Genomic DNA, 11,055 nt, shown 5'->3' with positions numbered 1-11,055 from the left:
CGACGTTGAGCAGAATACGCGAACGCACTCTCCCCAACTTATCCCGAAAAGACTCTTTGATACGGTAGTACTTTTCGTCCCTCCCAGAATCCGGATTATATCTTGTCTGCGAAATAAAATGCATAGTGCCACAAAGGTAAGGATAAAAAAATCCACCGCTGTGTACTACATTTCGATTTAAAAAACAACTACCCCGATGAAATCAGCATTTCACTCCTCAAAATGCCCAAAAAACACCTCAAAATATACTCTAGGGGTCAAACTTGGGTTAAGAAACGTGAGACCATTCTGGCAGAAGGTGTTGCAGACCGTATAATCGGCCTGTATGCTCTTGGTAACAGCACACGGGAAATCAGCGACTGGATGGAAGAGCATCTTGGAAATCGTGTGTCTGCAGATACGATCAGTGCCATAACAGACCGTGTACTTCCGGAAATAAAGGCATGGAAATCACGTATGCTTGATTCTGTCTATCCGATAGTCTGGATGGATGCCATCCATTACAAAGTAACTGATGAACGCGGCTGTGCGGTTACACGTGCAATATATAATGTTCTGGGGATTGACAGAGAAGGGCATAAGGAACTGCTCGGAATGTATATATCAAGGAATGAGGGAGCTAACTTCTGGCTCAGTGTGCTGACAGACCTTCAGAACCGTGGAGTAGAAGATATTCTTATAGCCTGTATAGATGGCCTGAAAGGTTTTCCTGAAGCAATCCAGAGTGTTTATCCTAATACAGCCGTACAGCTTTGTATTGTACATCAGATTCGTAATTCCATAAAGTATGTAGGGTCCAAAAATCAAAAGGAATTCCTTAAGGATTTGAAATGTGTTTATCAGGCTGTCAGTAAGGAATCAGCCGAAAATGAGCTCCTTAAGTTGGAAGAGAAATGGGGCGAACAGTATCCTATCGTCATCAGGTCCTGGCAGGATAATTGGAATAAGCTGTCTGAATACTTCCAGTACACTCCGGCTATCCGTAAGCTTATATATACGACAAATACTGTTGAAGGGTATCACCGCCAGATCCGTAAGGTGACAAAGAACAAGGGCGTGTTCCCCTCGGATACAGCCCTTGAAAAACTGGTTTATCTTGCATACCGTAATATACGGAAGAAATGGACTATGCCGCTGGCCAATTGGGCTACAATCTCACAGCAACTGGCCATAAAGTTTGGAAAACGATTTAAATTATTCTAATTTTACGCTCGTCGGGACGGGTGGTCCCGCCCCTTGGCGCTGGCCGCTCCCCGACCGATGAGTTTTCTAGAGAGAAATAATGCATGACACAGTTTATTTTACACTACCTACAAATTTCACAATCTTGCTTAAGTATGTTTCTGTTTAGTCTTATTTACCATTTTGTCGAAGAGAAAATTCTTTTTTCTCACGACAGATCCTTATCTTTGCAACAAATAAAGTAGTTCTTTGAAATGGCAAAATAAGGTGGAGTATAGAAGTTCGCTGGTTTCCTTATCGTTACCCCCTTTATTGACAAACGATATAATCAGTTGATTATTTGATGTTTATAAATTCTCTATGCCTTGCCGTGTGGAAGGTTAAATTCTTCCTAATATTACAAATGTCGGCAATTTCCTTTAAGTATGAATTCATCTTCTGATTGCTCAATATGGGAAAAAGCTTACCTTCCCGATATGTTTCATGGTTGTACTTGGATATTATTTGCTTTGGGACATCAAGAAGAAGTACATTACTCGGAACCTTTGTCTTCTGTCGATTGGTGACGATCCATTGCTTATCGTTCATTGTCACAATATTATCTGGTTTCAGATTGGCGACATCAATGTAGGCAAGCCCCGTAAAACAAGAAAATAAGAATATATCCCTTACAACTTCGAGTCTTTTAATATGGGAGAGGTCTTTGTCAGCCATAATTGCTAACTCTTCTTCCGAAAGGAATCCTCTATCTACCGGTTTAGCATGAAAGTGAATGTCGAGAAATGGGTCATGTAAGATATAGCCTCGTTTTTGAGCATAAATAGTCATTGTTTTCAGAAGCTTCAATTTTTTCTGTGCTGTGTTGTGGGCAATATTTAGCTTTGACTTCAGGTAAAGCTCAAAATCTTCTACAACTGAGGGTGTGAATTCAATAATAGCCAAATCACTCTTGTGATATTCGGCACTTAGAAAATCTCCAAACTGTCTAGTTACTAAGTCGTACTTTTGATAAGTAGCCTTAACCATCGACTTCCCAACTTGTTGAGAGATACCCTCATTGTACTTTTCAAATATCGGGATAATGGAGCTGAACTCCTTGTCATACCCTAGGAATTTGGCCTTAAAAGACTCAGCTGTCAAGTCCTCTTGAAACTCACACTTTCTAAAGAGTTCTTGTGCAGCTGCAGACAGAGAGTCTAAAGAAGCATTAACTTCAATGGCTTCTGCTGTTCTTCCTTTTGCCCTGCTGGTCTGGTTACTCCATAGGGTCTTCTTTACAGCCAGTCGAGTAGACCCAAGGTTCACCATACCACCGTTGATGTTAACTCGCATCATTATTGGTGATTTTCCCTCTTTGTTCTCGTAGTTTGAGCGTAGGTAGTAGGACACCTTAAATTGATTCTTCATGTCACTTAATTTTAATGTAGCACTAAGAGTCTTTTATGTAGCAAAAACATGGTTTTTTGCTACAGTCTTTCACCCTCTCGAATTGCCACAAAGTTAGCAATAAAGTCTCTGAAAGATAGCGAGTTGTAGTATTCAATTTGGTATTCATTTTGTAGTCATTGCTACAATTTCAGGTCGTGCATTTTTTGTGTAGCAGAAAATGTAGCAGAAAAGTGGTCTATTGATGACTATCTAACCCCCACAAAAGATATTCAGTGGTATGCACTGAAATAAGAAAAGTCGCTGTAAANACCTGCTTTACAACGACTTTTCGATTGATTTTGAAGCCTCGTTTGACTACTCTCGTAAGTCACTTTTTAGCTTCTTGCGGTATGGACGGGACTCGAACCCGCGACCCCCTGCGTGACAGGCAGGTATTCTAACCAGCTGAACTACCACACCGTTTGCTGATTGCTCTTCTCTGAGGTTTGCTCGGCAAAGATAGCAAGGATTTTCAATACGACCAAATATATCGGCAAATATTTTATCTCAATTGGTAGATTGGGGAGCATTCGCCACGCTTGAGGACCTTGAGTAAGAGTCCGTCGGCTTCCCAATCGTAGTGTTCTCTGAACTTCTGCCGAAGTGTCTCAAGTGCCAATTCTGGACTATTATTCTCTCCACTAAGGTGGCAGAGAGCGAGGAAGCGCACTTCTTTGTGGAGATACTGCACAAGTATATGGGACGCCTCGTGGTTGCTGATATGTCCTTCTCCGCTCACTATTCGCTCTTTGAGGTAGTAGGGATAGGATCCGCTCAGTAGCATCTCACGATCGTAGTTGCTCTCAAATACCAAGTAGTTAGCTCCCTTTATCTCTTCTATGATAGTCTCTGTAACCTTCCCAATGTCAGTAACGAGGGTGAACCGACCCACTGGTGTATCTACGGCATACCCTACATTCTGGGTAGAATCGTGCGGAACCTCGAAGGAGCGAATAGACATCTCGCCTATCTGCACCCTATTACCTATCTCTGTGCTCTTGAGGTAAGCACTGAGCTCTGCACTCGCATATCGGTGGTATAATAGCGCCCTAGAAACCTCAGGCGCTGCGTATATTGTCCATTGGTATTTGTGGGCAAGCCGAACGGCTGCACGTGTATGGTCAGCATGGTCATGGGTAATAAATATCCCTTGCACATGACTTATATCTATGCCTTGCTCCCTTACAATCTGTTGGAACTTCCGAATGCCCAAACCTGCATCTATAAGGATGCTCTTATCTCGATACGTAAGTATCCCACAGTTTCCACAACTTCCACTACTCAGGCTCACGAAAGTAAGATCTGAAGCCTCCTGCTCCTGCCTAAATAGTGGTCCGAGCACCTCTTCCTCCATTACATTGTAAATTCACCACGGAGGTCAACCCCCATCCAATGCTTGACCTCCTCGCTACTCTTATACTTCCCTAGTAGATACATCAGCTTGGCAAGTGCTGCCTCAGCGGTCATATCATAGCCACTTAGCACACCCGCATCTAGGAGGGTACGCCCTGTCTCGTAACGCTCCATCTGCACCTTGCCCCTTTGGCACTGAGTGACATTGACAATCACAATACCCTGCGCTACCGCCCACTTTATTAGGTTGATAAAGCATGCATTGGAGGGTGCATTGCCGCTACCAAAGGTCTCAAGAACTATCCCCCTAAGCCCTGGAGCGCTAAAGCAAGTCTTCATAACCTCTGGGCTTAGTCCTGGGAAGAGCTTCATCAGGAGCACATGGTTATCCAATTCGGTATGACTATTGAGCTTGTCCTCTGGATAGGGAAGCATAACGCTTCTTGAGAACTTAATATCAATCCCCACATCCGCCAGATTGGGGTAGTTAGGAGATTGGAAAGCGAGGAAGTGATCGGCGCTTGTCTTTGTAGAGCGATTACCCCGGAGGAGCTGGTTATTAAAGAATACACAGACCTCATTCACCGCTGCTTTTCCACAGGCCTCTTTGGATGCGGCTATCTCGAGAGCCGTGAGGAGATTTTCCTTACCATCCGTACGTAGTTTCCCGATAGGCACTTGCGAACCTGTTAGAATCACAGGCTTATTTAGGTTGTCGAACATGAAGCTGAGCCCCGATGCGGTGTATGCCATAGTATCTGTACCATGGAGCACAACAAAGCCATCATAGCTATCATAGTGCTCAAGAATGATATCAGCAATACACTGCCATAACTCTATGCCAGCATCACTTGAGTCCTGCGGAGGGTCAAATGTGATGGCATCTATCCCAAAAGGGAGTTGATTAATCTCCTGTACATGCTCCGTTACATATGCGAAATCGCAAACCTCAAGACTCTTGGTCGCAGGGTTTTCGAGCATACCAATAGTCCCTCCCGTATATATTAGGAGTACATGTATACCGTTGGAGGATGGGTTTGTGGTCTTAATCTCCATAGTCCTTATCTTATAGTCATAACGCCTACAAATATACAAAATATGTTATAGCTTACAATACTACTAGTGTAACCGCCATAATCATCATTCCACCAATAAGTCCGAGAATCGCATGGTGGTGCTTACCATAGCGCTCTGCAGCAGGCAGGAGCTCGTCTAGAGATATATAGACCATAATACCTGCAATCATTGCGTTTAGTAGTCCAAATAAGCTGGGGCTGAGGAAAGGGCGCAATAGCAGGTAGCCCACGACAGCACCAAGGGGCTCGGCTAGTCCGCTACCAAATGAAATCCAAAATGCCTTGGCTTTCTTGCCTGTTGCATAGTAGATAGGGATAGATACCGATATTCCCTCGGGGATATTATGGATAGCTATCGCTATTGCTATAGGTAGTCCAAGCATGGGGTTATCCAGAGCCGTAAGGAAAGTAACCATGCCCTCTGGGAAGTTGTGGATAGCGATGACCAGTGCAGATATCATCCCTGTGCGCATCAGTTTACTAGTAGAAGTAGGATTGGGGTTGACCTGCTGCAAATCCTCTATTTCGTGAATCTCGTGCGGATTATCTCGCTCCGGCACCAGGAAGTCTATCACCATTATCAGTGCAATACCTCCGAAGAAAGCTAGCATAGTATAGAGCTGCCCCTTGGTAGCTCCATAAAGTTCGCTCATGGCACTCACAGACGTAGCATACAGCTCTACGAATGAGATATAAATCATCACCCCGGCGGAGAGCCCCAGCGAGGTAGAGAGCAGACTCGTATTGGTGCGCTTGGCAAAAAAAGCAATAGCGCTACCGATACCGGTAGATAGTCCAGCAAATAGGGTGAGTCCTAGGGCTAGCCATACACTATTGTCCATGTTCGTCGTAGCCTATTAGTTGTTGGAGTTTTGGCAGTAGCTGTTCGAGTGCGATGCCATGCGAACCCTTGAGAAGCACCACTGTATCGGGAGCAAAGGGCTGAGCGTCTGACAAGAGTTGACCTATTACTTGCGCGTCTGGATAGTGGGCGATTGTTGCGGGAGCTACTTGGTGAAACTCTTGCCCCACAAGGCGTGCCTCTATCTCGGGGTGTGCCATCAGCCACTCCACTATTGCTCTATGTTCCTCTTGGCTCTCCTTACCTAGTTCTCTCATATCTCCCAGCAGGGCGATACGGTGTGCGCCCTCCGTATTAGCGAGGTTCCGAAGAGCCACCATCATACTCGAAGGATTGGCATTGTACGCATCTGCTATAATCCGCCTACCCTCAGTACCCTGAATGAGCTGTGAACGGTGGTTTGCAGGGCGGTATTCCTCTACCCCCTTTACACAGCTCTCCATATCCAATCCCACAGCTGTAGCGATACTCATCGCAGCCAATATGTTATGAGCATTGTATTCACCTACCAAATGCGTTGCCACAGCGTAGCTCCGCCCTTCGAAGTATACCTTCATAGTAAGGAAAGGTGTATTAGACACCACCTCCCCCCGCATATACCCCTTACCAGACAGCGCCTGAAGCCCAAAGCTCTGTACGTATCCCGTCCGCCACTTCTTGCTCAGTCGTTGGTCGTCACGGTTAAGGACAAAACTCTTACCGCTATTAATGAGGTGGCGATACAATTCACTTTTCGTCTTGAGCACTCCCTCCACGCTACCAAAGCCCTCTAGATGCGCTTTTCCCACATTGGTAATCACCCCTATGGTTGGGCACGCGATATTGCAGAGCTCCTCTATATCTCCTGGGTGGCTTGCTCCCATTTCCACTATAGCTACTCTATGCTGTGGGCGCAACCTAAGTAGCGTAAGAGGTACGCCTATATGATTATTGAGATTACCTTGGGTATAGAGGGTATCCCAAGCCTGCGTTAAGCAGCTTGCCATTAGTTCCTTAGTGGTCGTCTTCCCATTCGTACCCGTAATACCAATGACAGGAATGTCCTGCCGTTGCATACGGTGGTAGTGCGCCAGCAATTGTAGCGCCAATAGCGTATCCTCCACGTAGATACAGCGCGCATCCTCCTTTGCCAGCTCTGGGCGTGATACCACACAGTACTTCGCCCCCTTGCCAAGCGCAGAGAGGGCATAGCTATTACCATCAAAGTTCTCCCCCTTAAGTGCAAAGAAGAGCGCTCCCTCAGGAACCCTCCTACTATCAGTCGTTACCTCCATACCACACGCCAAGTAGGTGCGGTACAGAAGTTCTATATCGATATTATGGTCATTAAAATTCATAACATATCTTGTGTATACCACAAAGATACATAAATAGACCTATACTATAGACTTCCCCAAGAGGCTTAGTACCGTCTGACGCTATCGCACGCTCCGTTGTTTAGTAGAAAATGAGTACCTTTGGGTCTGGAGGGTAAGTGTAGATAATCAATTTAATAACAATAATAATAATAAAGTGAGACAAACTAAGCTATGAGTAAGTCGAACCCAAAGATTAACCAGTATGTAGAGGAGAATAAGGAGCGTTTCCTTGAGGAACTATTTGAGCTGATTCGTATCCCCTCAGTAAGTTCACAGAGTCAGCACAAACCCGATATGGATAGGTGCGCAGAGCATTGGCGAGACCTCCTCCTAAAGAGCGGTATGGATCGTGCCGAAGTGATGCCTACAAAAGGTAACTCTGTAGTGTATGCCGAGAAGAAAGTCAATCCTAAGTATCCTACTGTACTCGTTTATGGTCATTACGATGTAATGCCTCCAGAGCCACTTGAGTTATGGAAGTCGCCAGCTTTTGAACCTGAGGTACGCAATGGCATCATCTATGCGCGTGGTGCCGATGACGATAAGGGGCAGACTATGTGCCAAGTTAAGGGCTTGGAGACTGCCATCAAACTGGATCTTCTGAGGTGTAATGTTAAGGTGATGCTCGAAGGCGAGGAGGAAATAGGTTCCACAAGCCTAGAGGCGTTCTGTAAGAAAAATAAGAAGCTACTCAAGAGCGATTACATCCTTGTAAGCGATACGGGAATGCTGAGCATGAAGCATCCATCCATGACCACAGGGCTTCGTGGACTATGCTACTGGCAGATAGAGGTCACTGGCCCTAACCACGACCTTCACTCTGGTATCTATGGCGGGGCTGTGGGCAATCCACTCAATGAACTGTGTAACATCATAGCCAAGATGCGCGATGAGCAAGGTAGGGTTACTATCCCTGGCTTCTACGATGATGTGGTAGAGCTAACAGAGGCGGATAGGGCTATGACAGAGAAGACGCCTTTCAATGAGCGCAAGTACAAAAAGGAGATAGGAGTGAAGGCGCTCTATGGTGAGGAGGGCTACCACACGCTTGAGCGTACGGGTAGCCGACCAAGCTTCGATCTCTGTGGTATCTGGGGTGGCTATCAGGGCGAGGGTGCTAAAACCATCCTACCAAGCAAAGCCTATGCTAAGGTATCTACTCGATTGGTAGCCAATCAGGATGAGAAGAAGATTGCCCAAGCATTCATCGACTATGTGAAATCACTCGCTCCAGAGCACGTAGAGGTAAAGGTAGAATACCTACATGGCGGTACGCCATACCTATGTCCTAGCGATCTACCTATCTACAAGGTAGCCGAGGAAGCCTATCAGGCGACTTTCGGCAAAAAGCCTCTAGCGGTTCGTTCTGGTGGTAGTATCCCTATCATCGCCACCTTTGAGCGTGTCCTTGGAGTGAAGAGCATACTTATGGGATTTGGACTCGGTAGCGATGCCATCCACTCTCCTAATGAGAACTTCCCATTGGAGAACTTCCACATAGGTATCCGCACAGTAGCTGAGTTCTACGCTAGATATGGACACGATGAGCAAAAGTAAGCTACTAATCAAAAACCCTCTGCACCCCGATGGGGCGCGGAGGGATATCCTAGTGGAGGGCAATAGGATATCTGCTATAGGCGAGGGGCTTGTGGCTGAAGGTGCTGAGGTGATAGACGCTAGCCGTATGGCGGTAATGCCTGGGCTGGTCAACTGCCATACCCATGCCGCAATGACCTTTTTCCGTGGCTATGGCGATGATCTCGACCTCATGGACTGGCTCAATAATATGATATGGCCAGTAGAAGCCCACATGGATGAGGAGGATGTGTACATAGGTGCTAAGCTAGCTTGCCTTGAGATGATCAAGAGCGGCACTACGGCGTTTCTCGATATGTATTCTTTCCCTCACGGCACTGCAAGGGCTGTAGACGAGATGGGGCTGAGGGGTAATATCTCATATACCATATTTGATCAGGGCAATTCTAAGCGGGCTGAGCTAGACAAGCGAAACATGGAGCGGTATCTGGAGGAGTTTAAGCGCTACACCGATAGGGTTAGCTTTTCCGTAGGGCCACATGCAATATATACTGTAACGGGTCCTATGCTCCAGTACACCCACGACTTTGCCAAAGCCAATGATGTATTGGTACACCTACACCTCTCTGAGACCAAGGGCGAGGTGGATAATAGCATCAAGGAATATGGCACCACCCCTGTGCGCTACCTTGAGCAACTAGGTGTGCTTTCGCCCAACCTAGTCCTTGCCCACTCCCTATGGATGGATAGCGAGGAGCTACAGATACTAGCAGATCATGGGGTGGCATGTGTACACAACCCCGCTTCCAATATGAAGCTCGCAAGTGGCTACAGATTTAAGCTAGAGGAGATGTGGTCTAAGGGTATTCGTGTAGGTATCGGTACAGATGGCACTTCTAGTAGCAACAACCTAGATATGTTTACCGCCATGAAGCTCACTAGCTTTCTCGCCAAAGCTTGGTCGGGCGACCCCAAGGCGGGCAAAGCTAAGGATGTATTCGGCGCAGGTACTTCGGCTGGCGCCAATATCCTAAGACTGGATGCAGGTAAGGTAGAAGTAGGAATGCTTGCCGACCTTGCGCTCCTAGACCTCGACCTCCCCGAGATGACACCTTGCCATGACCTCGTGAGCAATGTAGTCAACTCAGCCAATGGGAGCGCTGTAGATACCCTTATGGTAGATGGAAAGATACTGATGCGCAACCGCAAGGTGCCTAGTGAGGAAGCCATCCTCGCCGAAGCACGAGAGTACACAGAGAGACTATTCGCAAAGAGTAAGCAAAAGAAATAAAGATTATGATGGAGTATAAGCACTACAAAGAGGCAGCGGACTACTTGAGGCCTCTTATCCCCTCGGAGACGAAGGTGGCTATCACGCTAGGCTCAGGACTAGGACAGCTGGCCGATAAGATAGAGAATGCTAGGGTAATCCCCTATAGCGATATCCCCAACTTCCCTAAGTCTACAGCGATTGGGCACAAGGGAAATCTGATTGTGGGCACTTTGGATGGCAGCCCTGTAGTAGCCATGCAAGGGCGTTTCCACTACTACGAAGGGTACCCAATGGATAAGGTGACTTTCCATGTACGGGTATTCAAGCTCCTCGGTATCGAATACCTCTTTGTCTCTAATGCCGCAGGAGGTGTCAATGAGCAATACAAAGTGGGGGACTTGATGATTATCAGGGATCACATTAATCTACTTCCCAATCCTCTGATTGGTCCTAATATGGAGGAGTTCGGACCTAGATTCTCAGACATGACACGCCCTTACGATAGAGAATTGATGGCAAGAGCAGAACAGATTGCACGTAGGCTAGATATCCCACTACACAAGGGTGTCTACCTTGCGGGTACTGGTCCTAGCTACGAAACACCTGCGGAGTACCACTTCTTCGGCATGGTGGGTGCTACGGCAGTAGGTATGAGCACTACGCCAGAGGTGATTGTGGCGCGCCATGCCGATATCAAGGTATTCGGTATGTCGGTAATTACCAACGAAGGGTACCACTTCTCGGACGACTTTGTCAATGATGGCGACGATGTTATCCGTGCTGCCAATGCTGCCTCAGAGAAGATGGGCGCTATCTTTACGGAGCTAATCAAGACACTCTACTAAGCCAATTCAGCACCTACTGATACAATAAGAGGCTACGCTAAGGTACTTCCCTAGCGTAGCCTCTTACAGTATCTATGAAAACCTTCCCCCTATAAAAAGAAAAAAGGTGTCTCTCGACACCCCTCAATCCTTCTTTAACCTA

9 protein-coding genes and 1 tRNA gene are annotated in these 11,055 nt (G+C 46.6%); 4 read left to right on the top strand and 6 right to left on the bottom strand.

The features are described 5' to 3' along the window. Positions 1-222 precede the first annotated feature (222 nt). Positions 223-1,203, top strand: coding sequence for an IS256 family transposase (locus A3GG_RS11915; RefSeq protein WP_018358228.1), 981 nt, complete (start codon positions 223-225; stop codon positions 1,201-1,203). A 315-nt stretch (positions 1,204-1,518) separates the two neighbouring features. Here the strand turns inward: A3GG_RS11915 and A3GG_RS11910 are convergent, their stop codons facing one another. From A3GG_RS11910 to A3GG_RS11905, 6 genes are all read right to left on the bottom strand, one after another. Next, positions 1,519-2,589: a site-specific integrase gene (locus A3GG_RS11910; RefSeq protein WP_051074816.1), complete on the bottom strand. Its 1,071-nt coding sequence runs from the start codon at positions 2,587-2,589 to the stop codon at positions 1,519-1,521. 367 nt (positions 2,590-2,956) lie between these two features. Further along, positions 2,957-3,030, bottom strand: a tRNA-Asp gene (locus A3GG_RS0104995). Between the two features lie 82 nt (positions 3,031-3,112). Next, the gene (locus A3GG_RS0104990) at positions 3,113-3,964 is read right to left on the bottom strand and encodes an MBL fold metallo-hydrolase (RefSeq protein ID WP_018358226.1); all 852 of its coding nucleotides are present in this window, start codon (positions 3,962-3,964) and stop codon (positions 3,113-3,115) included. Next, positions 3,964-5,019, bottom strand: a complete 1,056-nt coding sequence (locus A3GG_RS0104985) for an asparaginase (protein WP_018358225.1) — start codon at positions 5,017-5,019, stop codon at positions 3,964-3,966. The genes A3GG_RS0104990 and A3GG_RS0104985 overlap by 1 nt, the downstream gene beginning before the upstream one ends. 52 nt (positions 5,020-5,071) lie before the next feature. Beyond that, positions 5,072-5,881 (bottom strand): zinc transporter ZupT, encoded by an 810-nt coding sequence (zupT, locus tag A3GG_RS0104980; RefSeq protein ID WP_018358224.1) that lies wholly within the window; start codon positions 5,879-5,881, stop codon positions 5,072-5,074. Further along, positions 5,871-7,238, bottom strand: a complete 1,368-nt coding sequence (locus tag A3GG_RS11905; RefSeq protein WP_018358223.1) for a UDP-N-acetylmuramoyl-tripeptide--D-alanyl-D-alanine ligase — start codon at positions 7,236-7,238, stop codon at positions 5,871-5,873. The genes zupT and A3GG_RS11905 overlap by 11 nt, the downstream gene beginning before the upstream one ends. A gap of 192 nt (positions 7,239-7,430) precedes the next feature. On the opposite strand from A3GG_RS11905, the gene A3GG_RS0104970 reads away from it, so the two are divergent. Genes A3GG_RS0104970 through A3GG_RS0104960 form a run of 3 tightly spaced genes read left to right on the top strand, consistent with a single transcriptional unit; the run spans position 7,431 to position 10,913 of the window. Continuing rightward, the gene (locus tag A3GG_RS0104970; RefSeq protein WP_018358222.1) at positions 7,431-8,816 is read left to right on the top strand and encodes a dipeptidase; all 1,386 of its coding nucleotides are present in this window, start codon (positions 7,431-7,433) and stop codon (positions 8,814-8,816) included. Further along, entirely contained in the window at positions 8,803-10,086 is a 1,284-nt protein-coding gene (locus tag A3GG_RS0104965) for an amidohydrolase (RefSeq protein ID WP_018358221.1), read from the top strand. The genes A3GG_RS0104970 and A3GG_RS0104965 overlap by 14 nt, the downstream gene beginning before the upstream one ends. Positions 10,087-10,094: 8 nt before the next feature. Continuing rightward, the gene (locus A3GG_RS0104960) at positions 10,095-10,913 is read left to right on the top strand and encodes a purine nucleoside phosphorylase I, inosine and guanosine-specific (RefSeq protein WP_033408412.1); all 819 of its coding nucleotides are present in this window, start codon (positions 10,095-10,097) and stop codon (positions 10,911-10,913) included. The last annotated feature ends 142 nt before the right edge of the window (positions 10,914-11,055 follow it).

Origin of the sequence: Porphyromonas levii DSM 23370, assembly GCF_000379925.1 — a bacterium.
GTDB classification, from domain to species: domain Bacteria; phylum Bacteroidota; class Bacteroidia; order Bacteroidales; family Porphyromonadaceae; genus Porphyromonas_A; species Porphyromonas_A levii.
This window is presented reverse-complemented; position numbering and strand designations above follow the sequence as displayed.